Raw genomic sequence first — 26142 nt, 5'->3', positions numbered from 1 at the left:
CCTTATTTTCGTAAAAATTGTTCAACAGCGTTTTCAACCAGTATTGCTGCATTTTCCAAGCTATATGCTAGCGGTTGAGAACGATCTTTGATTTCCATTACGGTGAGAAGATCAAACTGTTCAAGCGTTTTTTTATCCAAATCCAATTGGCCACATACCGCAAGAACCGGTATCTCGAAACGTTTACTTAAATCTATGACGCCCGTAATAAGCTTACCATGAAGTGTTTGATGATCAAATTTCCCTTCCCCTGTTATAATATAGTCGAAATCATTTTCTGCTAGCAGTTCTTCAACTCTTGATACCCTTAAGACAAAATCGATTCCAGAAACAAAGGCTGCATCGCAGAATACTTTAAGTCCGTAGGCAGTTCCGCCCGCTGCTCCAGCACCTAAAAGTTTTGCCGCATCCTTCTTGGTCTGCAGTTTAACCAGATTAGCCAAGTCTTCCATACCGCAGTCTAATTCTTTCATTTCTTGACTACCTGCCCCTTTTTGCTTTGCATAGGTATAGGCCGCTCCTTCAGGCCCATACAAAGGGTTATCGACATCATTTACCGCATAAAAGGAGATCCCTTTTAACGACAAACTAGTACTAGCCTTATGAATAGACTTAACTTTAGAAAGACTTCTTCCAACCGGGGCAAGTTGGTCACCATTACTATCTAAAAAATAATACCCCAAGGCCTCAGCAATTCCCAAACCGGCATCGTTCGTAGCACTACCTCCCAATCCGACATAAATAGCGGTACTCCCTTTTGCAATAGCATCTTTGATTTGCAAGCCGGTGCCAAAAGTAGACGATTGCATCACATCTTTATGCCCATTTTTTAGAAGTGTTAGGCCCGATGCTCTTGCCAGTTCAATATATGCAGAATTCGTTTTGGCGTTGTACAGGTAATCTGCTTTAATTGCATTTCCGAGAGCGTCAACGGTATCGACAGTGATCACCTCGCAATTTACATTGGCTGCAATACACTCTAAAAATCCCTCGCCACCATCAGATGCTTGCACGGCATGAACATGCGTTTTCGGAAATACTCGCAACACACCCCTAGAGATTGATTCGATAACTTCTCTGGCTGTCAAAGAGCCCTTGAATTTATCAGGAATCAATAATACTTTCATGGTTATCTCCTTTGCTAGCGGTTCTTGATTTTAAATATACGCTTAAATGCCTACTTTTAACACCCAAGATAAACCAAATATGAAAACTGATAAAGAATTGCTAATCAAGGGAATAAAACACATTGCATATACCATTGCCTTGATGTTTAGCGCCCCGGTAGTGCTCTATCAGGCCTTTAAAAATGAAGGGCATGCTTTCTTTTGGCCGGTGGTTGTAGTCGGATTCGTTCTGGCCATACTAGCCATAGGTATGGGATTTTACAGTATTAAGCTCATGATGGATGCGCTTTTTAGTAAGGGTAATAAATGATTGCATTATTTCTGCTTCTTCTCGCCAACATTTCCCCATTTATCATTTAGCGTGGCGTAATCGTAATCCAAGACCGACTTTTGGCGGTCTAGGCGATAAGAAGCAAAAGCGCGTTGCAGTACATCTTCAATGATATAGTCTTCATGTACATTTTCAGGATCAAACTCTTCTTTTAAAGTAATCTTAAACATTTTAGCGGTCGTACTATACCAGAAAGCGCGCCACCCACTGCGAAGTTCTTTAACGAGATGGAAAGCTGTAGTTCCGGTTTGCCTATGAATAAGCTTTACCAAGATCTGCCCTTCAGTTCGTGTTAATTTTTTGAGTTCTTCAGAAAACTCATCTTCAATATACTTTTGCACTTTTTTGGTATACTTCTTCCGTTTTGATCTGCGTTTGATTTTAGCGATACTATCGTTAAGTTCTACCAAACGTTCCGCGGCTAATTTGGCATACGGATATACTTTCAAAGTTTTGCGACGTAAGATGTAATACCGTAATTTCGTTTGATAATCAGGGAATTCAAGTTTGCCAAAAAGATAAACTTCATCGAGGTCAATTGAGCTTCTGAAAAGAGAATCTCCTTCAACAATAATCATCTTTTCCGCAACAGAATCTAAGGGCTGTTCCTTTATTTGAGCCCATCCGAGGAAAGTAAATAGTAAAAGTAAGCCAACAAGTATCTCTTTTTTCATATATGAAGTTAAGCGCAAAAGCCCTGCCAAAATTAACGATAAATACAGCGGCTTATTATTAATTAATTGTGAATATTGTTAACTTCGTTCCATAAACCCTTACAAATGGCAAACAAAAAGATTCTGACAAAAAAATCACTTGATTTTTTCGAAAAATACCTTAATAATGCAGCTCCCACGGGCTATGAATGGGAAGGCCAAAAAATATGGATGAACTATCTCAAGCCCTATGTCGACTCCTTTATAACAGACACGTATGGGTCGGCAGTTGGGGTAATAAATCCCGATGCCGCTTATAAGGTTGTTATCGAGGGGCATTCAGATGAAATTTCATGGTACGTAAATTATATTACCGACAACGGCTTACTCTATGTTATTCGCAACGGGGGTAGTGATCACCAAATTGCCACTTCCAAATGGGTTAATATTCATACCAAAAAAGGTATTGTAAAGGGAATCTTCGGATGGCCCGCCATTCATACAAGAAGTCGCGTCAAAGAAGAACCTCCAAAACCAGATAATATTTGCATTGATATAGGAGCAAAAGATAAAAAAGAGGTTGAAAAAATGGGTGTTCATGTGGGTTGTGTCATTACTTACCCAGACGAGTTCCAAATCTTAAATAAGAATAAATTTGTCTGCCGTGCTATTGACAATAGGGCTGGTGGATTTATGATTGCCGAAGTAGCGCGCCTGTTGCACCAGAACAAAAAGAAACTCCCTTTCGGATTGTACATTACCAATTCGGTACAGGAAGAAATTGGACTTCGCGGAGCAGAAATGATTACCCAAACCATTAAACCGAATGTAGCTATCATCACTGATGTCTGTCATGATACCACCACGCCAATGATCGATAAAAAGAAACAAGGTCATACTGAAATTGGCGCAGGACCTGTAATTTCTTATGCCCCGGCAGTACAGAATAAATTGCGTGAACGCATCATCGAAACTGCCGAAGCAAACGATATACCTTTTCAACGTATGGCCGCATCTCGTTCTACGGGTACCGATACCGATGCCTTTGCATACAGCAATGGCGGTGTAGCTTCAGCTTTGATATCCTTGCCGTTGCGATATATGCACACAACGGTTGAAACCGTGCACCAAGACGATGTTGAAAATGTAATTCGCCTGATGTACGAGACCGTACTTAATATAAAAGATGGAGAAACATTTAGTTACTTCGATTAGATATTAAGCCTCCAATTTCGGAGGCTTTTTTTATATGGATGAACGTATAGACATATTGGATGCCGATGGAAATTTTACCGGCAAAACAGCGATGAAATCGGAAGCACATACCATGGGCTGGTTTCATCCAACGGTTCATATTTGGTGCTACACTTCTGGTGGCAAGATCCTGTTACAACAAAGAGGTAAAGACAAAGACACCCATCCTCTACTTTGGGATGTTTCGGTTGCCGGTCATGTTGGTGCAGGGGAAACCATTGAGCGCTCCGCCTTGCGTGAAGTTAAGGAGGAAATTGGTCTAAAAATTTCGGTGGAACAACTAGAAAAAATTGGCGTTTTCAAATCCGTTCAACGGCATCAAGAAAATGTAACCGATTGTGAATTCCATCATACTTTTTTATGTGAACTGCTGGTTCCGTTAGCACATCTTAGCAAACAAGAAAGTGAAGTGGAGGCTTTGGCATTGCTACCATTATCACAATTTGCTGAGGAAACTTGGGGTATGGCCAATCTTAAAAAATATGTGCCCCATGCTACCGATTATTATGCCACGGTAATAAAGGCGATTAAAGAAAGGTTATAAGGTTTCAACAAAGTTTTTGACTTGATCAATCTTGTAGGTGTTCTGTTCGCCCTTTTTCATATCCTTTACCACAAAAGTCTTATCCTTTAACTCCTGTGCTCCTATCAATATTACATAAGGTACATTTCTACTATTCGCATACTTCATTTGCTTTTGCATTTTTGCATCTGAAGGATAGATATCAGTTCGTACCCCCGCCGCTCGCAGTTGTGTTGTTAAACGTAAGGCAGCCAAAGCTTCTTGTTCGCCAAAGTTTACGCAAAGAACATCTAACGATTGTTCAATAGTTTCTGGAAACAAACCCAATTCTTCTAAAACCAAATAAATTCGATCTAAGCCAAATGAAATACCAACGCCGCTTACATTTTTCAATCCGAAGATTCCGGTTAGGTCGTCATATCGACCCCCACCACCTATAGAACCCATCTTTACCCCTGCAGGCGCAGCTACTTCAAAAATAGCACCCGTATAGTAGTTTAACCCTCTAGCTAGCGTAACATCAACTGTAAGACGCGCCGATTGCAGACCTAATTCTTCCACGGAGGCTACAATGAATTTTAACTCTTCAACACCCTTGCTTCCGACTTCCGAGGAAGCCAAAAGTTTTTCAAGAATTTGTAGCTGTTCCATACTGCTACCCTGTAAGGAAAACAGCGGACTCGCCTTTTCAATCGATTCTTGAGAAATTCCTTTTTCGAGCATCTCGTTTTTTACACCTGCTACACCAATTTTATCTAGTTTATCAAGGGCAACGGTAAAATTGATTAAATTGTTTTGGGCACCGATAACTTCAGTAATACCCGCCAGGATTTTTCTGTTATTCAATTTAATAGTGACACCTGCCAATTTCAAATCAGTGAAAACCCCATCGTACAACTGAATTAACTCTACTTCTTGTAGCAATGAAGTTGCTCCCACTACATCAGCATCACATTGGTAAAACTCGCGAAAACGTCCTTTTTGTGGACGGTCAGCACGCCATACAGCCTGTATTTGGTAACGTTTAAAGGGAAAGTCAATATCGTTTTGATGCATGACCACATAGCGCGCAAAAGGCACCGTTAAATCATAGCGTAGTGCTTTTTCTGTAATCTTAGGAGCCAAAGAACTTGACCTTTTTGAACTATAGGTAACATCATCTACCTTACTAATAAAATCACCAGAATTTAATATTTTAAAGATCAAACGGTCACCTTCATCACCGTACTTCCCAAGCAAGGTTTCCGAATTCTCAAAAGAAGGGGTCTCAATAGGCTGAAAGCCAAAAGTCTGAAAATGCTTCTTGACAATATCAAAAATGTAGTTGCGCTTGCTGACTTCGGCAGGAGAGAAGTCTCTGGTACCTTTAGGTATAGATGGTTTTTGTGCCATTTGGTGTTTTAGTTCTTCTGCAAATATAAATGTTTGACTGAGCTTAGCAATGTATAGAAAGTGAAAGTCAACTATCGCTATTTAACTTCAATCATTGATTCAAACCATTTGTACAAATCTCCCTTAGTAATTACAGCTCCCTGCTCTATCAGTTTGAACTTATCTAAGTTTTCTTCTACATATGCTTTCGATGCCGTTAGGTATTCCACAAAATCAGATTGCCAATTTTTCTTAAACCAGTCAAAGCCAATTTTTGTAGTCAAATCAATATCAGGATTCATAACCTTTACGGAAATCAGTTTCATTTCTTTTTTAGCACAATGAAATAAATGCATATGCTGCCCTGAAACATTCTCAAGATAATTCACTTTGGTTAAAACACCTTCCCAAATCAAATCACTAAAAACATCTACTTCATCCTCAGCCACCATGGGTTTTTCTTCCTTCAGGTTTTTCCATTCTTCACCCGTGATGGATTGTGTTGCTAAAAAATTTACAAACTCGGGTTGAAGCTCCTCTAGCTGTTGTTGTGTAAGTCTCCTATACTTCATGCTGCAAAAATAAAAAGGCTGCGCCTTATGCACAGCCTTTTTGCCAGATAATTATTTGAATTAGTTAAAGATATAGCGCACACCTACTTGTGCTCTCCATCGCGATAAGATACTTGTATTTGAAACAAAAGTATCGCTAAGGTTCGCATCGAAAGAATAGGTAGGCACATTATTCTCATCAACGGTAACACCCAAAAGCTGGTTAAATGCCGGTTGTTCGATCACCCCCCACTTTGAATTGATCAAGTTGCCAATATTTAGTATATCAACGCTCAACTGAAACTTGTTTTTGTCAATGACTTTGATGTCTTGTAATACTTTCACATCCCAGCTACTTCTCCATGGTGCAACGGCAGCATACCTTTCAGCATACTGCCCTCTTCTTCCACTTAGATAATCATCTTGCTGAATAAAAGATTCGAAAGCTTCCGCCTGTCCGGCGCCACTAAAGTTCATTTGACTAATCTCTCCAGCCGTTGGAATATATAGCAAGTCGTTAATGCTCGAACCGTCGTTATTGATATCACCGCCATAGATATAATTAAATCTTCCACCCTGAGCGTATTCAAAGAAGGTAGATACAGTGGTTCCTGTTTTAAAAGCTTTTGACACGACGCCAATGAATCTATGCGTATCGCCATAGCGAGAAAAAGAAAGAACATCGGTATTTGCATTACCCACAACCGCATTACCAGCAAAAGCATCTCCGGTAATTTCGGCATCAACTGAATTCACCTCCTTAGAATTTAAAAAGTTATAGGCCAACATACCATAAAGACCATTATCCCATGTTTTTTCGGCTTTTACCGACGCGTTGAAAATACGCCCTTGGTCTGAGTTGGTAAATACATAGGCATTGGTCGGACCCCCAAATATCTGAGACTTATCGTCATTGGTATAGCGAGGTCGGTTGTCGACACCGCTCAAGGTAGCTCCAGGAGAATTTAGTCCCCAGTTTTGCACATGTGCCGCATTGATGTCTTTGGTGTAGGAAACATCAGCTGTAAGAATCACGTTATTTTCAAATCGCTTATCAACGCCTAGGTTGGTACGCCAAACTTGGGGCCACTGAAAATCAGGATCTACAAGCTGATAGAAGAAAAAGTCTACGCCTTGTACCTGATTACCCAACCAAACAAAAGGAAAACGACCAGTAAACAGACCAGACCCACCCCTTAATTGAAGGGTTTTATCGCCTTTTATATCCCAATTAAAACCAACTCTTGGAGAAACCAACCATTTGGTCGAAGGCAGCTGTTCTGAATCTAAGAAAATAGAGGCATCAGTTTCAGGGTCAAAGTATTCAATAGAGGGTATATACGTGCCCATATCACCGCCTTTACGAGCAATGTTTTCGGCTATCTTTCTTCTTGTATCAAAATATAAAGGTCTATCAAACCGAACACCGTAGGTTAATTTAAAATCATCAGTTGCATTCCATTCATCTTGTAGGTAGAAAGACATTTGCCCTACATTTGTTTCTGCCAATGACCATCCTCCAGGGTTACCTGTGCCATTTGCTTCTAAGGAATTGCTCGCCGCTATAGCGTCGTTAAAAGCCGATTGTAAAGCGCCTGAGCTTGCAAAATCTGGAAAATCGGTAATCGTAGTTGTTGGGAAGAAAACTCCTTGCGCCCCATAAGCACCAAGGTTAAAGGAATTGTCAAATTGAAATTTTTCAAAAGAGAAACCAATGGTATAGGTATGATTTCCTTTAAAAATGTTCATATTGTTGGTTAACTGAAACACCTTCTGATCTAAGCGGTTGTTTATCGAGAACGGCTCATGCCCTGCAATGATATAACTCGAAGTGCCAGAAGCATCAAGTATTTGTATACTTGGTGCCGGCGTAGAAAACGGATTTCTAAAATCGTCAAAGTGGGTATAGCCCACCTGTAGTTTGTTCGTTATATTGTCTTGTAGTGTAGAGTTCAACTCGAGCTGTACCGAATTGATGTTATTGTTTATTTCATACCCTGCATTTTGAAATTGAAGCACTGAGGTATCAGGGCCTCTAAATGCAATGGCGTTTCTGTTCGCCGGCTTTCCTTTTGAAGCACTTAAGAAATTATAAATAACGGCCAATCTATTTCTGTCGTTGATATTCCAGTCTAATTTTATAATCCCCTTGGTCGATTCTTGGTCGAAATTAAAACCTTCGTAGGCTCCAGGGTTATAAAAAATAGAGTTGCCTTGCGCATCTTGACCAACCACGACCTGACGCAGAAGATTGTCGACCAATTCAAAATCAGAAGCCAAAACCCTACTTTCATTAGCGGCTCCACTACCCCTATTGGGTACAAATCCGTCAGTTCCTAGTTCTGTTAAATCATCTTTTTCAAAATTCACAAAGAAGAAAAGCTTGTCTTTCACTATAGGTCCGCCGATACTTAGGCCGTATTGTGTTTGCTCTAAACCGGTTTTAAAAATATCGTCCCCGTCTATTTTTCCTCCAGTAAGGTCATCATTTCTGAAAAATCCGTAAACCGTTCCGTAAAATTCATTTGTTCCACTCTTGGTAACCGCATTTACAGAGGCTCCGGTAAACCCAGATTGTGTAACATCGTATGGCGCATTGGAAACTTGAATCTGGTCAATAGCATCTAAAGAAACCGGTTGTGCACTGGTTTGCCCGCCAGGGGTGGCAGCATCAAGTCCGAACGGGTTATTGAAAATCGCCCCATCTAACGAAAAGTTATTGTATTGGTCATTTCTACCGCCAAAAGAACCATTGCTACTTGATGAGGGTTCTAAACGGGTAAAGTCGCTCTGAGAACGAGAAATGGTTGGCAACCGAGTTAGCTCTCTTCGCCCCACACTAGTTTCAGACCCCGTACGATCGCTTCCGAAGGTACCACCGCGGTCAGATACGACCACTACTTCATCTAGGGCCTGACTTTCAGTAAGTAAATTAGCATCTAAATTGAAAGTTTTACCTAAGGAAAGAAAAATGGCACCCTGTTTTTGTTCTTTAAAACCCACATAGGAAATGGTGACCTCATACGGTCCACCAACACGGAGATTGAGCAGGTTGAAGCGTCCATCTTCATTTGTAATGGCACCGTATTTAGTGCCTGTTGGAGTATGAACTGCGATTACATTTGCTCCCAATAAGGGGGCGTTCTGGTCATCGGTAACAGTACCTCTAATATTCGAGGTAGTTACCTGAGCAACTGCCGAGAAAAAAGCAAAAAACAGTGCTGCAGTAAGTAGTGATTTCTTGTACATAGATTAATGAATTTGAGTTTATGAGCAAATTTAGCGCAAAAAAAAAGAGCCATGCATGCATAGCTCTTTCAAGTTATTAGTCTTTATTAACCCAGTGTTAATATCTACTTTTTCTCGGCAACCACTTCAAATGGAAATTCAACAACAACGTCTCTGTGCAAACGTATTTGCGCGTTACAAGGCCCTGTTCTCTTAACCGTTCCTCCGTTGATACTGATGTACTTCTTATCGATTTGATGACCTTCTTTATCAAGGGCTGCTGCCAAATCAATAGTCGTAACCGATCCGAATAATTTGTCTCCAGCTCCAGTCTTTGCAGCTATTTTAACCTCCAAAGCTTTTAAGGCCTCAGCAGTTTTGTTAGCAGCCTCTACCACCTTCTTCTCTTTATGGGCCTTTTGCTTTAAATTTTCGGCCAAAACTTTCTTTGCTGAAGGAGTTGCCATTGAAGCAAGTCCTTGAGGAATCAAGTAGTTTCTTCCGTAGCCGTTCTTAACGTTAACCAAATCGTCTTTAAACCCTAGGTTTTCAACGTCTGCTTTTAATATAAGTTCCATGGTTTCGTCTCTTTTATTTTAATAAATCACCTACGTAAGGCATTAATGCAATGTGACGTGCTCGCTTAACGGCTTGAGCCACTTTTCTTTGGTATTTCAATGAAGTACCTGTAAGTCTTCTAGGAAGTAATTTACCTTGATCGTTTACCAACATCATTAAGAAATCTGCATCTTTATAATCAATATACTTGATACCGTTTTTCTTGAAACGACAATACTTCTTTTTGGTGTTGGTTTCAATATTAAGCGGAGTTAAATATCGAATTTCTCCGTCCTTCTTACCTTTTGCTTGTTGTTCTATTGATGCCATAGTACTTACGCTTTTGCTGTTTTTAACCTTGTTCTTCTTTTTTCTGCCCACGCTACAGCGTGTTTATCTAATTTTACCGTAAGAAAACGCATAACACGCTCATCTCGACCAAATTCTTGCTCATAGGGAGTAAGAATTTCACCTGGTGCGGTAAATTCGAACAAGTGGTAAAAACCACTCTTTTTGTGTTGTATGGCATAGGCTAATTTCTTTAGCCCCCAATTCTCTTTGGCCACCATTTTGGCGCCATTCTTAATTAAGAAATCTTCGAATTTCTTAACTGTTTCCGCAATCTGAGTATCAGAAAGCACGGGATTCAAAATGAAAACAGTTTCGTAATGGTTCATATTATATTTGTTTTAAGGAGTGCAAAAATAAGAATATTTACTACATGCCACAAGAAAACGCAAAAATCTTCGTTATAACAAGGTAACAGTAAAATCGAACTTAACCCAAATCTTAACCTATGGTCATTTACAATCTACACAGGAAACCCTACAATGTTTACAACTTTTGTTGTACTTCAGCGGGTTTTTTTAGTAATTTGTCGATGATTTAACCCCACAAATCAACCCATTTATGAAATTACGTAGTATTATCGTAGACGATTCATCTATGCAGCGGATGGCAGTTGCCAAATTGGTCAACAATCATCCGAATTTAGCTATGGTGGCCGAATACAGCAACGCAATCGAGGCTAAGAATGGTATTAAAAACAACGAAATTGACTTAATCTTTTTAGATGTTGAGATGCCTATCATCAACGGATTTGACCTACTCGAGTCCCTAGAAAACAGTCCTCAGGTAATTTTGATTACCGGAAAACCCGATTATGCCCTTAAAGCGTTTGACTATGACGTGACAGATTATTTACACAAGCCAATCACTATGGCTCGTTTTGATGCCTCTGTTAGACGTGCCGTAGCCAAATACGAACAGGCGAATCGTGTACATGAAGACGAAGAGCATATCTTCGTAAAGAGTAACCTGAAGAAAAGAAAGGTTATTTTAAACGATATTAAATGGATAGAGGCCCTTGGAGACTATATCAAATTAGTTACAGATGAAGCCAATATCGTAATTTTATCAACAATGAAATCTTTCGAAAAACAATTGCCGGAAGAGAAGTTTTTAAGAATACACAAATCCTACATTGTGAACCTTGAAAAAGTTGAGAAATTCAATAGTAAAAATGTTGAAGTAAGTGGAAGATCTATTCCATTGAGTAGAAACAAAAAGACCGAATTAGCAGAAGCGCTAAGCAACGTCTAGATTTCAACCACATAGTATTTCTAAAGAAAACCGATAATCGTAAGAATATCGGTTTCTTTTTTTATATATGGTCTACATTGTAAATTACCCTAACGCTACGATAATATGCTATCGCTTTGAACGATTTTTCAATTCGTTTGATGTTCCCTTTCGTTTGCCTTAACGATCTTTCTGAATCGATCTTTACCAAAACATTTTTTAAATACTGATTGCGTATTCGGGCCACCGGTGGAAACTCCGGCCCTAGAACACTACCCCCAAAAGCATTTCTCAAGGCCTTTGAAAACCAGGCTGCAGCTTCATTTAATTTATTGTACTCCTTGTGTTTAAAAGTGATTTTGATAATGCGATTTACTGGAGGGTATTTGTATTGTTCACGTTCAAAAACCTGCTCCTTAAACATTTCTTCATAATTGTTTGTGGAAACCTGTTGCAGAATCTGATGATGCGGATTATAGCTTTGAATGATCACCTTACCTCTTTTCTTGGTTCGCCCTGCCCTGCCGGCTACCTGTGTCAATAATTGAAAACTTCTTTCATGTGCTCGATAATCGGGAAAGTTGAGTAAGGAATCTGCATTCATGATACCCACCAGGTTTACATTTCTAAAATCTAGGCCTTTGGTAAGCATTTGGGTACCGACTAAAATATCCAATTCTTGCTGCTCAAAAGCCGTAATTATCCTTTCATATCCATGCTTGCCGCGGGTAGTATCTAAATCCATTCGCCCTACTTTCGCATCAGGAAACAGCCCACCTAGTTCGTGTTCTACTTGTTCGGTTCCGAATCCTTTTGTATCTAAAGTGCTACTACCGCAGGCTTGGCAACTTTCCTGCAAAGCCATGTGGTAGCCGCAATAATGACAGCGCAGCTCTTTTTTATATTGGTGATAGGTCAAACTTACATCACAATTAGGGCATTGTGGTGAATGACCACAGCTAGTACATTCAACAATGGGGGCATAGCCCCTTCGATTCTGAAACAAAATTACTTGCTCACCAAGCACTAAAGTCGCAGTGATTTCTTCCAACAGCCGCTCTGAAAAATGCCCTTTCATTCGACGTTTACGAGACTGTTCTTTGATATCGACGATCTCTATATCGGGCATCAGAACATTGCCGTAACGCCTGGTGATATTGGCATAGCCATATTTACCAGTCTTCGCATTATTAAAAGTCTCAATGCTAGGCGTTGCGGAGCCCAAAAGAATATTTGCACCATGCAAGCGGGCCAAAACAATTGCCGCATCTCGGGCATGATATCTCGGTGCCGGGTCGAATTGTTTAAAAGAACCTTCGTGTTCCTCATCAACGAGTATCAATCCTAATGCTGAGAAGGGCAAAAATAATGATGAACGAGCCCCTATAACAATTTGTGCTTTTGGTTTTCGCGCAACCACATTGTTCCAAACCTCTACTCTTTCCTGCACATTATATTTAGAATGATAAACCGCTACTTTTTCACCAAAATACGTTTGCAATCTTCCTATCAATTGGGTAGTCAAAGCAATTTCAGGAAGTAAATACAAAGCTTGTTTGCCAGTTTGAATACACGCCTCAATTAGTTTTACATATACTTCCGTCTTTCCAGAAGAAGTCACACCTTGAAGCAAAGTGGTCTTATTTGCTTTAAACGCTTCTTCAATATCTTTGAAGGCACTTTCTTGATAGGTGTTAAGCGATTTTAAATCGGCATTCTCATCACTTCCTTCATACACTACTCTATCTCTTCGAATGTTATATTCTTCTAGTATATGTTTGTCGATCAAGGCCTTGATAACAGCCCTTGAACCGCCACTTATGGCCTCTAATTCAGAAATCTTAATGGGTTTCTTAGTAGTGGCCTGTAACTGAAATAGCGATAAGATAACCTGACTTTGCTTTGGAGCTCTAGTAAGTGATTCTAAAAGCTTTTCCAGATTTTCCTCCGCTTGGTAGGCTCTTCCGAGTTTGACATAACGTACCAATTTGGGTTTGTACTGCTCGTATAGTTCTTCCTTTAAAAGGATAACCTTCTTTTCAATCAATCGGTTCAAAACCGGTAAAACATGCTTTCGGTCAACAATAGCAGCAACCTCATGAACTTTAAGAATGGCCTGATGCTGCAAGGCTTCAAAAATTAGAAACTCGTCATCTTTTAAGTCCATTTCATTGACTTCGGCTTTTTCGTTCTTTAATATCAAGGTCTCGCTTTCCAATAAGAAAGCACTTGGTAACGCAGATCGAAAAACTTCTCCAAGGGTACACATATAGTAATCAGCTATCCATTGCCAATGTTTCAACTGGGTTTCATTTACAATAGGAAAATCATCTAATATTTCATGAATTTCCTTCGCCTCGTATACCTCCGGCGGTTTAGTATGTAAATGATGAACAAGCCCTGTGTAAATCTTAGATTTACCGAAGGGAACAGCGACGCGCATTCCAGGAAGTAAAAAATCGGCTTGTGCTGCAGTTATGGCATAGGTGAACAACTTCTCTAAGGGTATAGGCAGAATTACATTGATGAAGTTTTGCATAATACCGCACCTCCTATCTTTCGAATCGAACCCAAGTTTGGGTTCTGTATAAAAACGCCAAATAGCCTCTAACTTTCAGCTCATTTGAATTTTTCGGATTCAGCCAAATCTTGAAACGGAAGGTCATTGCCTGCTCGGGGTCAAATAAATATTTTCCCTTCCATTCATTATTTTCGTTCTTTTTCCCGCCTTTAATAATGGTCATGCCCTTCACGGGTTTGTCTTTCATTTCGCCCTCACATTTGATGCACAGCGCTTCTTCTTTGCCTTTTTCAACAATTTTTACAATTTTACCGTACATCAATCCGTCTTTCTCATAAATATCGATAATACCTTTTGGATTTCCAGTTCGATCATCAATAGTTTTCCATTTTCCAAAAACGCTTTGTGAATTCACAAAACTGGTAAAAAGTAGCACAAGAGTTAGTATTATACTATGGGGGGACTTTTTCATTTACTTTTTAAATTTTTTCTAAGTTGGTTCAAAGTAGCATTCAATTCAAAACCGAGCAGTAAGATATTCGAATTTAGCCAGATGTATACCATTAATATCAATAATCCCCCTAAAGCTCCATATAATTCGTTGTACCGGGCAAATTTTTCCACATAGACCCCAAAGAGATACGAAGTCAATAAGAACAGTAAGGCCGTCATCAATGCACCGGCAGAGAAAAATTTTGCCTGTTTCCCTTCGCGGGTGCCAAAGTAGTATAAAATGGCTGTTGTAAAATAGGAAAGAATCATAAAAAATAACACTTTACCGATTTGCACGCCGAGTATTTCTCCTTCTTCTAAAACATAGCCACCTGTGTCTGCAGCCACCTGGCTCAAATAGCCTAGCACGTACACCTGAAAATAGATAAAAGCGACAAAACCTACGATGATCAAAATCGATAGAATCAGGCCGACCATCAAGGCATAACCATATTGTTTAAAAAAGTTACGCGTCAGCTTAACATGATATGAAGTTTCGAATCCGCTAAAAATAGAGTTAACGCCATTGGCCATCAAGAAAATAGAAAGAAGAAACGATGATGATAGCAAACCACCCCGCTTCTGGTCTTTTATCTGTTGAAAAATACCTTCAAAATAATCGCCAGTTGCCGTGGGCAGAAAAGATTCCAAAAACATTGGGAATTCGCTATCAAAATCGGTATTCTCTAAGCTAAATATATCTATTATAAAGGGTACTAAAGTGACCATAAAAATCAAAAGTGGAAACAAGGCCAAAAACAAACTGAATGCGATAGAACTGGCACGTGTAGATAGCGCGCCTTCAACAATACCAAGAATGTACATTTCAATAAGGTCGTATGCAGACAAACCTTCAAAAGCAGGGAGTTTGATCTTTTTAAGTACAACAGCCAGCCAATTGATAACTGGTATTTTTGCGATACGTTCCTCGATTTCTGCCGACATCTAAACGGCTTTAAGGCTAAGATCCATATTATAAACAGAATGGGTAAGCGCGCCCGATGAAATGTAATCGACCCCACATTCTGCATACTTGCGAATGGTCTTTTCATTAATACCACCAGAAGATTCCGTTAAGCATTTGTCGCCTATTAAGGCCACTGCCTTTCTGGTATCTTCATAATTAAAATTGTCTATAAGTATGCGGTAGATGCCATCTGAATTTAGAATCTCCTCAATTTCAGTAAGACTACGGGCTTCCACAATTATTTTTAAATCACGACCGGTTTCTTTCAAATAGTTCTTGGTCTTATCGATGGCTTTGGTAATTCCCCCTGCAAAATCGATATGATTGTCCTTCAACATAATCATATCATATAAGGCAAAACGATGGTTTTCACCTCCACCTATCTTTACCGCCCATTTTTCAAGTGCTCGTAAGCCGGGTGTTGTTTTTCGGGTATCAAGGATTTTGGTATTAGTTCCTTGGAGTAAGTCAACAAAAGAATTGGTTTTAGTGGCTATAGCACTCATGCGTTGCATGGCGTTTAAAACCAAGCGTTCGGCTTTTAGAATGCTTTGAGAGCTTCCAGTTACGTAAAAGGCGATGTCTCCATATTTTACAGCAGCCCCATCTTCTATAAGAACGTCAACTTGCATATGCGAATCAACATAATCAAATACTTGTTTAGCGAATTCAATTCCGGCAATAGTGCCCTCGTCTTTTACCAAAAGTTTTGCCTTGCCAGTAGCTGTTGCAGGAATACACGACAACGAACTATGGTCACCGTCTCCTACATCTTCTCGAATGGCGTTTGCTATGATTAAATCAACTTCTTTTTGGAATTGCTCTTGTGAAATCATCTAAGGGGATTTGCTTGGGTGCTAATTTAATAAATTGTTGTTAGCTTATTTAGTTAGTGTGGTATTATCATAGTTCAATTTCAAGCTTTGGTATTTGTAACTTGCTATTTCAAACTACATTTGCAATATGAACATCAAACTCCTCGCGATTGGCAAAACAGATCATAAGGCGCTGCAAATACTTATTTCAGAATATGAGCATCGGCTAAAGCACTATATAAAGTTTGAGCTTGAAATCATACCAGATATCAAAAACGCTAAAAATCTCTCAGAAGCGCAACAAAAGGATAAAGAAGGGGAAACCATTCTTAAAAAACTAAACTCAACCGATGTTTTGATACTTTTAGATGAAAATGGAAAACAATATTCGTCGGTCGATTTCTCAAGCTTTCTCCAAAAGAAAATGAATTCAGGAATCAAACGGCTGGTGTTCGTAATTGGCGGTCCGTATGGGTTTAGCAATGCGGTTTACAAAAAGGCAGAAGCAAAAGTCAGCTTATCGAAAATGACCTTTTCACATCAAATGGTACGGATATTTGTTGTCGAACAACTCTATAGGGCCTTTACCATATTGCGGAATGAACCCTACCATCATAGGTAGTGAATTCATGTACAAGTGCAAGTTGCAAGCGTACCAAAAATTTACGGGCAACTGTTTATTAATAAAGCACCCTAAACTTAATGGTATTCTCAATCTTCTTGAGTGCCTTGATCACATCTTTGTTGTATTCTTTATCCAAATCGGTAATTACATAGCCCACTTCATTATCAGTAGAAAGATATTGCCCTAAAATATTCATTTCGTACTTGGCTAAAACCTCATTAACTTTTGCCATAATACCGGGAACGTTCTTGTGGATATGTAAAAAGCGATGCGCCTTGTTTTGCTTTGGAAGACGAATATTGGGGAAGTTTACGGCATCAACCGTACTTCCAGAATTGACATAATCCATAATTTTATTTGGTACAAAATCTGCAATATTGCGTTGGGCTTCTTCTGTACTCCCCCCAATATGAGGGGTTAAAATCACATTATTCAAACCGCTGAGTTCTGTCATAAATGGTCCATTACTAGCGGGTTCTTCAGGGTAAACGTCTATTGCAGCCCCTCCTAATTTTCCAGATTTCAACGCATGTACCAATGCTTCGATATCAATAACAAATCCTCTTGAAAGGTTAACCAAAATCGCACCCTGCTTCATCTGATTGATTTCGCGTTCGCCAATAAAATTTTTATTGGCCTTATTGTCATCGATGTGAAGGGTAACCACATCGGAAACACTTAGTAGATCTTCAAGCGTATTGCACTTTACAGCATTCCCAAGAGCCAATTTGTCATCTATGTCGTAGTAGTACACCCGCATGCCAATTGCTTCCGCCAAAACAGATAATTGTTTGCCGATATTTCCATAGCCCACAATTCCAAGATTTTTGCCGCGAACTTCTCTTGCACCAGAGGCAGTTTTTTGCCATTGCCCATTATGCAGTTCTGTACTTCTCGGAAATACACTTCGCATCAGCATAATAATCTCGCCAATGGCCAATTCGACCACTGAGCGCGTATTGCTATATGGTGCGTTGAAAACTGCAACTCCCTTACGTTTACAAGTATCCAAGTCTATTTGGGTGGTACCAATACAAAATGCTCCAACAACCAATAACTTATTCGCCGCTTCCAAAACTTTTTCGGTGACCTGTGTTTTGGAACGGATTCCTAAAACGTGAACACCCTTTATTTTTTTGACCAGTTCTTCTTCAGAAAGGCTATGTTTTATGAGTTCTACCGAAAAGCCATCCTCCGATAGATTATCGAAAGCTGCTGGATGCACATTTTCCAACAATAAAATTTTGATTCTGTTCTTCGGATAGGAAATATTACGAGGCAAATCATTCACAAACAAAAACTCATCTAGATTCGGAGTTACGTGATCGGCGTTGCTAGCCGCTTTATCGCGATGTACATTCTCAGTATAGGCAAAGAATTTATCAGCAATACCGGCCTCTCGCATTACATAGTCACTATAGCCATCACCAATAACCTGAACTTCACCGTCCAGGTCCATTTGCTTGAGGCATTCTATTTTTCCATTGTGTTGTGAAAGTGGGTTCTCTTCATCAAAACCGACAATGTTGCCATTTTCATCAAATTCAAAAGTGTTGGCATACACGCGGTCTGAAGGAATATTGTATTCTTCCACTATAGGATCGATAAACTCTTTAAACCCACATGAAATCACATAAATATCGTCCGAGAATTTTTCAAAGAACTCTTTATTTGATGCAATAGACTTTGATATTTTCTGGCGCAGTTCTTTGACCAAGCCGTCCAAATCACTTTTATTGGCGTTCAATAATTTGATACGTCGTTCAAGAGATTCAGTAAACGAAATATCACCATCGATGCCAAGGTTTGTTATTTTTTGAATTTCTGCAATAATTTCTTCCCGTTTCGAATTGCCTTGCAAAGTCATTTCAGCCAAGACATCAAGTGCCTCTACTCTCGTCAATGTGCTGTCAAAATCGAAAACGTATTTGCGTGCCACGTCTATCATTTTTTTTGAATCCTATCTGCTATTACAAAGATTCCCTTCGACTACGATCTGTTTTTGGGGAATGACATTAAATTTAAACTTCAAAAGTAAAAATTAAATTTCATGGGTTTCTCTGAATGTTATCAAAAGTTATCCCTGTAACAAATTAACCTTCCAGAATTGCAGATTCCGTTTTTTATGCTCCTCGTTTTTCTCAATTTGCAATTGACAATGCAAAGCGATTTACTTACTAAGGTTATAGAAAAGAAAGAATAGCCTTGGCAAAAGCTTCCGTTTTATAAGTGCCGTTGTGATCACCTTTAACCATTTGAAGCTTACTCTTTGGAATTGCCTTAGCAAGCGCAGCTGGGTCACCGTTATCGATATCTTCATCTCCGGCCAAGACCAACACTTTTGCTTTTACCACTTGAAGTTGTCTTTTCGTTGTAACCGACTGATATTTTTGCTGTAAGTGCAAACATCTCAAATCTGCTCCAATTGATTTTGCATAGGCCACAGCTCCCTCGGCTTCCTCGAAGATTTTTCCGTCAAAGGCATCACGAAAAAGAATTCGTCTGGGCCAATACGGATTTGTAAAATCAATTCCCATTCCGCCCAGGACGGCTTTTTTTAGACGGCGATCCTTGGTCAATAACTTTGCTAAGAGAATACTTCCTCTTGAATAGCCAACAGCCCAATATTTACTGATCTTCAATTCAACCATAAGAAACATCAAATCTATTACTTCGGCATCTTGAGAATAGGCATCATCATCATGCGGCTTATCAGAATCACCATTTCCACGTAAGTCTGGTATGATTACACGATACCCCTTTTGTAGTAAATCTTTTTTCAAAGCCGTATGGTCCCACGATTTTCCACTTTGTATAAAACCATGGATTAGCAGTATTGGTTTACCCTTACCTTCATCTGTATAGGCGATTTTAGTGTCATCAAAAGAATTGAAATATTTGGTTTGAGCCGATGTAACAAAGGCACATAAAAACATAGCAAGCCATAAACTTTCGCGCATTCTTAATTTGTTTTTCTTGTCATCTTCTGAATAAATGTGACTTCCTCCTCTGAAAAAGGAGTCCCATCTTGTCTTAAAATATCATGATGCCAAAGTTTCGGTTCAGTAGTAAAGGTAGAATCCCAACTTTTCCAAGGGTATATGGTATTCGTTTTTCCAGAAACAAACCCCCAATTGATAGCGGCAATTTTATCTTCCTTTAAAATAGGCATAACCGCTTCGAAAGTGTTTCCTGTAGCTCGGGCCACATATTCGGTGCACAATAGCGGACGTTCGAATTTTTTAAGTTCATTTATCTTTTTTCTAAGCTGTGCCATATCGCCGTCATAGGCGTGAAAGGAAATAACATCAGAATGCTCAATCATAAATCGATCTATAGCAGGCAAACTATCTAAAGTACCCCAGTGGTCAATATTGCCTCTCCAAATGCCTGAGGTTAAGGGTTGTTTAGGATTCACTTCTCGCGACCATTGCATCACTTTTTTGAGTAATTTAAGGGAGTACTCATGTTTGTTTTTTACCTCTAATTCTTTTCTTCCCACTTGGCCAGCTACATTGTCAGGTTCATTATATACATCCCATACGAGTACCCTATCGTCATTTGCAAAACGGGTCAAGACCCCTTTAATATAGTTCTTCACTTCATCATGCCTGGTTGTATCGCCCAAAATTTCAGCTCCCGGGGCTTGTACCCAACCAGAATTGTGAACATGTGGTATTGGTTCGGGTTGTTTGCCCAACTTCGGAATAGGGTGCCAAACATCATCTAATAATGCGAACATGGTCTTTATGCCATGCGAATCGGCTATTTTCAGATACTGATCTAAACGGCTTAAAAAGCCTAACGAATCTTGTTCCCAAAGTAGATTGTGCAAATAGACACGATGCAGGTTCATTCCCAAATCGGCCGACCATTTCAATTCTCTATCGATGGTTTCAGAGTCAAAGGTATCAGCCTGCCAAAATTCCAATTGATTTATAGACGAGCTTGGATTGAAGTTCGTACCTACCAACCAAGGCTGCTGATCATACCATTCCCATGCTCTTTCCTTCGACCACCTTTCAACGGGTATGGTCTTCATTTCTAAGGGTTTCGTTTCCTTCTTCTGTTCTACACAAGAGAAAGCAGCAAATGCCAAAATTGAAAGCAACACTTTTTTCATAATCGCTTTGTTTGTGGTTATATATTGATATAGACTATTCCCGTAATAATTGCTATGCCGAAACTTATCAAGGTACCGATCAAAATATATTCCGTCAACTTTCTGCTATTACTTTCCTTCAAATCGTTGAATCGAAAAACCGATTTAGCAGTAATAAGTAGACCTATCGCGGCCCATTGATCGAGAATTATAAAGGCCAGAACAAATAAACGTTCGATGATACCAATGTACTTACCAGCATTGGGTAGTGATTTATGATCCATTTCCAACTGTTCAGACATTTTCTCCAACAACTTGCTCATGATAATGGCTGCCGGGAAGCTTACGAATACTGCAGCAGTTAGTAAGTTCCAATCCAATAGTTCAAAGAATTCTAAGGTGTGTATCCATAAATTGTCAAAGTAGGCACAGCAATACAGTACGATGATATGTAGTAGCTGATCTATAAAAAAAGGAATACTCTTATTTTCAAATAACGGATTGACGTAGAGTTTTAACAAGTCAATGACATAGTGCGACACGAATATAGCAAGGGCAATTTTCCAATAGCTTAAATCCCAAAGCAATAGCATGGTAGCCGCTAAGTGGATCAACACATGAAAATAAAGGTATTTTGATGCCGCTTTCTTTTCTTCTTTGTGAAGCACCCATTTATTGGGCTGCAATAAGAAATCGCCAATTAAATGTGCTAGAAAAAGCTTTGTAAACAAAATCATGGTTTCATTCTTTTTACGGTTTGAGGGTAATACTCCAAAAGCTCCTCAACCAAATCTAAACGTGCTCTTTTTTGCCGTTGGCTTACTGCAGACTGCTGTATACTAAGTCGTTGAGCAATATCTTGTTGCGAAGTTTTTGGGCTTGACAATGCTATCGCAACAATTTCCGCAGAAACCGATGTCCATTCATCCATAAAGTCCAAAGCAAGTTTTATCATCAAATTAAGACTTTGATCTTCTTTTTTGTTTCCGGTGGCAATGGCAAGGTTCAATTTTTCTACCTTTAAAGTCTCAAAAGTGCGGCCGGAACGCTGATATGCAGTACCATTCGATTCACTAACACTCGACCCTTGAAAATTCTCTGTGCCTACCCCAATGGCCATACGAACATCTAAATCTTTAATAGATTTGATAAGCGCCTTTAGTTGTATAGCCGCCCGCAATGCTTTCTTAGGAGCTATCTTGAGTTGAAATTCATCGCCCCTGTAAATCTCCCAATCAACCGGGGCTTCTCCCCATTGCGAGAACTGTTTTTTAAGTATATCTATCCATTCAGAGGCTTTATGACCTTCTGAATTAATGATATCGCCTGTAATAATTGCTATCATAAAATATAAGCTAAAGCGCTAATATATGACAATATAAGCTAATTCGCTAATAATTATACGATATAAGTCAATTTACTTATAATTAGTGGTTATTAGCGAATTCGCTAATAATTTAGAACCATCTACGAACTAAAGTACAATATTGTTTGTATTCTTTATCGAAGAGTTGCAATAGCATCTCTTCTTCAGCAGCAATTTGAAAAGCATTCATATACGCAACAAAACCTGCCGCCAGCAATACATTAAAGGCATTCCCCAACCACAATCCCCAAGCGAGAAGCATGAGCAAAAGCCCTAAATACATCGGGTTTCTTGAGTATTGATAAATTCCAGAAGTGACTAATTTTGAAGCTTTCGAAGGTGCGGTAGGGTCAACCGTGGTCTTTGATCTAAAAAACTGAAGCAACGAAATAAAAACTATACTTCCGGCAATTGCGCATAAGGCATACATCAAATATATTCTTCCAAAAAAATCAAAATATCCCACAGGAAGAAATCGTGCCAATACATACATGAAAACTCCGAATGCAATAAAAACCAAAACAGGTGGTATTTTCAGCTTCATAGAAAACTTTTAGCGCGCTTAAAATTACTACTTTTGAATTCAGCCACCCTCCATTTTTTAAAAAGAAATACAAATCTCCAATACATGAAATTAGTCTTTGCAACCCATAACCAGAACAAATTCAATGAGGTAAAGGCATTGCTACCTTCTCACATAGAATTGGTCTCCTTAACCGATATTGGTTGCTACGATGAAATACCAGAAACCGCAGAAACCCTAAAAGGAAACGCAAAAATCAAAGCAGACTTTGTCACCACCAACTATGAATTAGCTTGTTTCGCAGATGATACCGGTCTCCTAGTCGACGCTTTGTATGGAGCCCCAGGCGTATATTCAGCACGTTATGCAGGTAAACAGAAAAACGCCGATGACAATATGAACAAATTGCTATCAGAACTAAAAGAAAAAAACACGCGTACAGCCCGTTTTGAAACGGTTATCGCCCTCAACTTGAAAGAGAAAAACACCTACTTTACCGGTATTGTAGAAGGTAAAATTACCGAAGTCAAAAGCGGAGAAAATGGTTTTGGCTATGACCCAATATTTCAACCAAAGGGGTACCATCAAACTTTCGCAGAACTCCCTTTGGAAGTAAAAAACAAAATCAGCCATAGAGGCAAAGCCATCGCACAATTGATGGAATATTTGCATAAACTTCCATCTAAATAAATAAACCTATCTTTGCCGCTTTAATTAACGCCGCTGGTATAGCAAGTGTTGCGCCGAGTCTAATAGGTTATGTCGATAATCGCTCTATGCAACATTCATATTTGCGATTAACGTAAGACATATTATGACAAAATTTGAAGCACTAGGGCTTGAAAAGTCCCTATTGGATGCTGTTGCCGATTTGGGATTTGAAAACCCATCGGAAGTACAGGAAAAAGCCATTCCCATTTTATTGGAAACCGAGACCGATTTGGTCGCACTAGCCCAGACGGGTACCGGAAAAACTGCAGCTTTTGGTTTTCCATTAATTCAAAAAATAGATAGCAATAGTAGAACTACACAAGGGTTGATTCTCTCCCCTACACGTGAACTATGTTTGCAAATTACCAACGAACTCAAGCTCTATTCAAAATACGAGAAAAATGTAAGCACTGTAGCCATTTATGGTGGTGCAAGCATTACGGAGCAAGCCAGACAGATCAAACGTGGCGCCCAGATTATTGTAGCCACCCCAGGTCGAATGAAAGATATGATCAATCGCAGATTGGTCGATATTTCAAAAATTGACTATTGTATTCTTGATGAAGCCGACGAAATGCTCAACATGGGCTTTTTTGAGGATATTAAGGATATTCTTTCCAATACCCCAGAAGACAAATCAACTTGGTTGTTTTCCGCTACCATGCCCAAGGAAGTAGCCCATATTGCCAAAAAATTCATGTACAATCCACAAGAAATCACTGTTGGTACGAAAAACGCTGGCACTTCTAACGTACAACATGAATATTATGTAGTGGGTGGCAGAGACCGCTACCCTGCCTTAAAGCGGCTTGCCGATACCAATCCTGATATATTTTCGGTAGTGTTTTGTAGAACCAAGCGAGATACTCAAAAAGTTGCCGAAAAATTAATTGAAGACGGTTACAGTGCGGGCGCACTTCACGGAGATCTAAGCCAAAACCAACGTGATTTGGTTATGAACTCTTTCCGTAAGAAACAGATACAGATGCTAGTCGCCACTGACGTAGCGGCACGTGGTATAGATGTTGATGACATTACACATGTTATCAACTACCAACTTCCCGATGAGATAGAAACCTATACGCATAGAAGTGGACGTACTGGAAGAGCGGGCAAATCGGGTATTTCGATGGTCATTGTTACACGCAGTGAGTTACGCAAGATAAAATCAATCGAAAACAAAATTCAACAGAAGTTTATTTCGAAGAAGATTCCAACCGGAATGGAAATCTGTGAAATTCAACTCTATCATTTAGCGAATAAAATCAAAGATACGGAGATCAATGAAGATGTTGTTGACTATTTGCCAGCTATCAACGATGTGCTTAAAGATGTTGATCGAGAAGAATTAATCAAGAAGATTATATCTGTTGAGTTTACCCGTTTTTACAACTACTACAATAAAACTAGAGATTTAAACCAAGATTCAGGAGACCGTGGTAGAGAAAGAGGGCGTGGTGATGCCCCAAGCTCTGGTTCAGTTCGCTATTTCATCAATGTTGGGGAAAAAGATGGTTACGATTGGATGTCGTTAAAAGACTTCTTAAGAGAAACTGTTGGTTTAGGTAAAGATGACGTTTTTAAAGTTGATGTTAAGGATAGCTTCTCTTTCTTCAATACAGATGCAGAAGCTACCGATAAAATTTTAACCACCTTTACCGACCTGAAGGTCGAAGGAAGGTTCGTTAATGTTGAAGTTTCGAAAAACCCCGGAGGTGGCGGTGGTCGAAGAGATCGCCACAGAAGTAGTCGTGGTGGTGGTGGTCGAAGAGACCGAGGCAATAGCAATAGCGGCAGAGATAGAAGCAAGCGAAGAGATCATGGCTTCGCGAAAAGCCAAAATTCAGGCAAAAGAAGAAGTAAGCGCAAGAAAAATGATTTCTTTTAGTTAATTCTATATTAAAAAATACGCTCTGGCATATTTATTTGTTTTGTTTAGTATCTTTAAAATTGGATTTTAGATTCATGCAAAAAAACCTACTTCTTCTTTTTTTCATACTTGGTTTCTTTGGATTCTCGCAGGAGGATTTGGAAAACAATGAGAATCGTGAACTAAAGGCGGTCGTTGTCAATGCGCAAACCGACAATGCTATGGAGAGTGTTCATGTCGTAAACTTGAACCAAGTAATCGGTACCATAACCGATAAAAAAGGAGCGTTCTCCATTAGCGCTGCTGTCAACGACACCCTCTATTTTTCATTCTTAGGATTCAAATCACAAAAAATTCGGGTTACCAATGATATGTTCAAGTTTGCAGATACCAAAATATCGCTTACCGAATTGGCCTATGCCCTTGAAGAAGTTATCGTAAGACCGTACCAATTAACCGGTTATCTTGAAATCGACGTCAAAAATCTACCCATCAATGATGCCTATCAGTATAGTATCTCAGGGCTTTCGGTTGGCTATGAGGCAGGAAACAAAAACCCAAGCGCTGTTACCAAAGTGCTTGGTGCAATTCTCAATCCGGCAGACTTATTGCGTAATCTGTTCGGTAAGAAGCCTGCCCAAATGCGAAAACTAAGACAGGTAAAAGAAGACGATGAGATTCGAAACCTACTGGCTTCTAAATTCGATCGCGAAACCCTTACTGAATTGTTGCAACTTGAAAAAATGGATATTGAAGACATTTTGAACAACTGTAGTTATTCAAAATCCTTTATCCAGACTGCAAATGACCTTCAAATTCTAGACGCGATAAGTGGCTGTTATGAAGATTACAAGGTGTTAAATAGAGACAAGCGAGGGAAATAAAGCGTACAAACTTACCAAATTGAGAGTACCATTCCAGTCAACATACATTCAATACTTCTGGTTTTCAGGCTTTCATATCAGTTCAAACA

26 protein-coding genes are annotated in these 26142 nt (G+C 39.4%); 8 read left to right on the top strand and 18 right to left on the bottom strand.

Going from position 1 to position 26142, the window contains the following annotated elements:
- Positions 1-2: 2 nt before the first annotated feature.
- Positions 3-1127, bottom strand: coding sequence for a glycerate kinase (locus tag ABJN95_RS10775; protein WP_348370406.1), 1125 nt, complete (start codon positions 1125-1127; stop codon positions 3-5).
- A 79-nt stretch (positions 1128-1206) separates the two neighbouring features.
- Here ABJN95_RS10775 and ABJN95_RS10770 point away from each other — a divergent pair, with 79 nt between their 5' ends.
- A complete protein-coding gene (locus ABJN95_RS10770) occupies positions 1207-1437 on the top strand; it encodes a DUF6095 family protein (RefSeq protein WP_348370405.1) in 231 nt (76 codons plus the stop codon).
- Between the two features lie 5 nt (positions 1438-1442).
- Here ABJN95_RS10770 and ABJN95_RS10765 read toward each other — a convergent pair whose 3' ends face one another.
- A complete protein-coding gene (locus tag ABJN95_RS10765; protein ID WP_348370404.1) occupies positions 1443-2132 on the bottom strand; it encodes a DUF4294 domain-containing protein in 690 nt (229 codons plus the stop codon).
- A gap of 105 nt (positions 2133-2237) precedes the next feature.
- Here ABJN95_RS10765 and ABJN95_RS10760 point away from each other — a divergent pair, with 105 nt between their 5' ends.
- Positions 2238-3326: a M42 family metallopeptidase gene (locus ABJN95_RS10760; protein ID WP_348370403.1), complete on the top strand. Its 1089-nt coding sequence runs from the start codon at positions 2238-2240 to the stop codon at positions 3324-3326.
- 34 nt (positions 3327-3360) lie between these two features.
- Positions 3361-3909: an NUDIX domain-containing protein gene (locus ABJN95_RS10755; protein ID WP_348370402.1), complete on the top strand. Its 549-nt coding sequence runs from the start codon at positions 3361-3363 to the stop codon at positions 3907-3909.
- On the opposite strand, the gene hisS is transcribed toward ABJN95_RS10755, so the two are convergent.
- From hisS to rpsF, 6 genes are all read right to left on the bottom strand, one after another.
- Positions 3904-5280: a histidine--tRNA ligase gene (hisS, locus tag ABJN95_RS10750; RefSeq protein WP_348370401.1), complete on the bottom strand. Its 1377-nt coding sequence runs from the start codon at positions 5278-5280 to the stop codon at positions 3904-3906. The genes ABJN95_RS10755 and hisS overlap by 6 nt on opposite strands.
- A gap of 77 nt (positions 5281-5357) precedes the next feature.
- Positions 5358-5831, bottom strand: coding sequence for a DUF6495 family protein (locus ABJN95_RS10745; protein WP_348370400.1), 474 nt, complete (start codon positions 5829-5831; stop codon positions 5358-5360).
- Between the two features lie 60 nt (positions 5832-5891).
- Positions 5892-9059 carry a TonB-dependent receptor gene (locus ABJN95_RS10740; RefSeq protein WP_348370399.1) on the bottom strand — a complete coding sequence of 1056 codons (3168 nt, stop codon included), beginning with the start codon at positions 9057-9059 and terminating at the stop codon, positions 5892-5894.
- Between the two features lie 104 nt (positions 9060-9163).
- The gene (gene rplI, locus ABJN95_RS10735) at positions 9164-9616 is read right to left on the bottom strand and encodes a 50S ribosomal protein L9 (protein WP_348370398.1); all 453 of its coding nucleotides are present in this window, start codon (positions 9614-9616) and stop codon (positions 9164-9166) included.
- 13 nt (positions 9617-9629) lie between these two features.
- Positions 9630-9926, bottom strand: a complete 297-nt coding sequence (gene rpsR / locus ABJN95_RS10730; protein ID WP_138659270.1) for a 30S ribosomal protein S18 — start codon at positions 9924-9926, stop codon at positions 9630-9632.
- Positions 9927-9931: 5 nt separating this feature from the next.
- Positions 9932-10273, bottom strand: a complete 342-nt coding sequence (rpsF, locus tag ABJN95_RS10725; protein ID WP_348370397.1) for a 30S ribosomal protein S6 — start codon at positions 10271-10273, stop codon at positions 9932-9934.
- 232 nt (positions 10274-10505) lie between these two features.
- Between rpsF and ABJN95_RS10720 the strand changes: the two genes are divergently transcribed.
- Positions 10506-11198, top strand: a complete 693-nt coding sequence (locus ABJN95_RS10720) for a LytTR family DNA-binding domain-containing protein (protein ID WP_348370396.1) — start codon at positions 10506-10508, stop codon at positions 11196-11198.
- Positions 11199-11259: 61 nt separating this feature from the next.
- Here ABJN95_RS10720 and priA read toward each other — a convergent pair whose 3' ends face one another.
- Genes priA through nadC form a run of 4 tightly spaced genes read right to left on the bottom strand, consistent with a single transcriptional unit; the run spans position 11260 to position 15993 of the window.
- A complete protein-coding gene (gene priA / locus ABJN95_RS10715; protein WP_348370395.1) occupies positions 11260-13716 on the bottom strand; it encodes a primosomal protein N' in 2457 nt (818 codons plus the stop codon).
- A gap of 13 nt (positions 13717-13729) precedes the next feature.
- Complete coding sequence (locus ABJN95_RS10710; protein ID WP_348370394.1) at positions 13730-14170, bottom strand: DUF2147 domain-containing protein; 441 nt, start codon at positions 14168-14170, stop codon at positions 13730-13732.
- A complete protein-coding gene (locus ABJN95_RS10705) occupies positions 14167-15135 on the bottom strand; it encodes a YihY/virulence factor BrkB family protein (RefSeq protein WP_348370393.1) in 969 nt (322 codons plus the stop codon). Before ABJN95_RS10705 ends, ABJN95_RS10710 begins: the two co-directional genes overlap by 4 nt.
- On the bottom strand, positions 15136-15993 hold the full coding sequence (gene nadC / locus ABJN95_RS10700) for a carboxylating nicotinate-nucleotide diphosphorylase (protein WP_348370392.1): 858 nt from the start codon (positions 15991-15993) through the stop codon (positions 15136-15138).
- Positions 15994-16120: 127 nt separating this feature from the next.
- Here nadC and rlmH point away from each other — a divergent pair, with 127 nt between their 5' ends.
- Positions 16121-16594, top strand: coding sequence for a 23S rRNA (pseudouridine(1915)-N(3))-methyltransferase RlmH (gene rlmH / locus ABJN95_RS10695; RefSeq protein ID WP_348370391.1), 474 nt, complete (start codon positions 16121-16123; stop codon positions 16592-16594).
- 58 nt (positions 16595-16652) lie between these two features.
- Here the strand turns inward: rlmH and serA are convergent, their stop codons facing one another.
- From serA to ABJN95_RS10665, 6 genes are all read right to left on the bottom strand, one after another.
- Positions 16653-18545 (bottom strand): phosphoglycerate dehydrogenase, encoded by a 1893-nt coding sequence (gene serA, locus ABJN95_RS10690; RefSeq protein WP_348370390.1) that lies wholly within the window; start codon positions 18543-18545, stop codon positions 16653-16655.
- A 235-nt stretch (positions 18546-18780) separates the two neighbouring features.
- Positions 18781-19557, bottom strand: coding sequence for an alpha/beta fold hydrolase (locus tag ABJN95_RS10685; protein ID WP_348370389.1), 777 nt, complete (start codon positions 19555-19557; stop codon positions 18781-18783).
- Positions 19558-19559: 2 nt separating this feature from the next.
- Positions 19560-20720 (bottom strand): cellulase family glycosylhydrolase, encoded by a 1161-nt coding sequence (locus tag ABJN95_RS10680; protein ID WP_348370388.1) that lies wholly within the window; start codon positions 20718-20720, stop codon positions 19560-19562.
- Between the two features lie 17 nt (positions 20721-20737).
- Positions 20738-21436 carry a DUF3307 domain-containing protein gene (locus ABJN95_RS10675; RefSeq protein WP_348370387.1) on the bottom strand — a complete coding sequence of 233 codons (699 nt, stop codon included), beginning with the start codon at positions 21434-21436 and terminating at the stop codon, positions 20738-20740.
- On the bottom strand, positions 21433-22044 hold the full coding sequence (locus ABJN95_RS10670) for a SatD family protein (protein ID WP_348370386.1): 612 nt from the start codon (positions 22042-22044) through the stop codon (positions 21433-21435). Before ABJN95_RS10670 ends, ABJN95_RS10675 begins: the two co-directional genes overlap by 4 nt.
- A gap of 112 nt (positions 22045-22156) precedes the next feature.
- Complete coding sequence (locus tag ABJN95_RS10665) at positions 22157-22609, bottom strand: isoprenylcysteine carboxylmethyltransferase family protein (protein ID WP_348370385.1); 453 nt, start codon at positions 22607-22609, stop codon at positions 22157-22159.
- An 84-nt stretch (positions 22610-22693) separates the two neighbouring features.
- Here ABJN95_RS10665 and ABJN95_RS10660 point away from each other — a divergent pair, with 84 nt between their 5' ends.
- The 3 genes from ABJN95_RS10660 (at position 22694) to ABJN95_RS10650 (ending at position 26053) form a co-directional block, all read left to right on the top strand.
- Positions 22694-23278 (top strand): non-canonical purine NTP diphosphatase, encoded by a 585-nt coding sequence (locus tag ABJN95_RS10660; protein WP_348370384.1) that lies wholly within the window; start codon positions 22694-22696, stop codon positions 23276-23278.
- Positions 23279-23402: 124 nt separating this feature from the next.
- Positions 23403-25187 carry a DEAD/DEAH box helicase gene (locus ABJN95_RS10655; RefSeq protein WP_348370383.1) on the top strand — a complete coding sequence of 595 codons (1785 nt, stop codon included), beginning with the start codon at positions 23403-23405 and terminating at the stop codon, positions 25185-25187.
- 77 nt (positions 25188-25264) lie between these two features.
- On the top strand, positions 25265-26053 hold the full coding sequence (locus tag ABJN95_RS10650) for a carboxypeptidase-like regulatory domain-containing protein (RefSeq protein ID WP_348370382.1): 789 nt from the start codon (positions 25265-25267) through the stop codon (positions 26051-26053).
- Positions 26054-26142: the final 89 nt, after the last annotated feature.

Source organism: Maribacter sp. (assembly GCF_039974175.1).
Classification (GTDB): domain Bacteria; phylum Bacteroidota; class Bacteroidia; order Flavobacteriales; family Flavobacteriaceae; genus Maribacter_C.
This window is presented reverse-complemented; position numbering and strand designations above follow the sequence as displayed.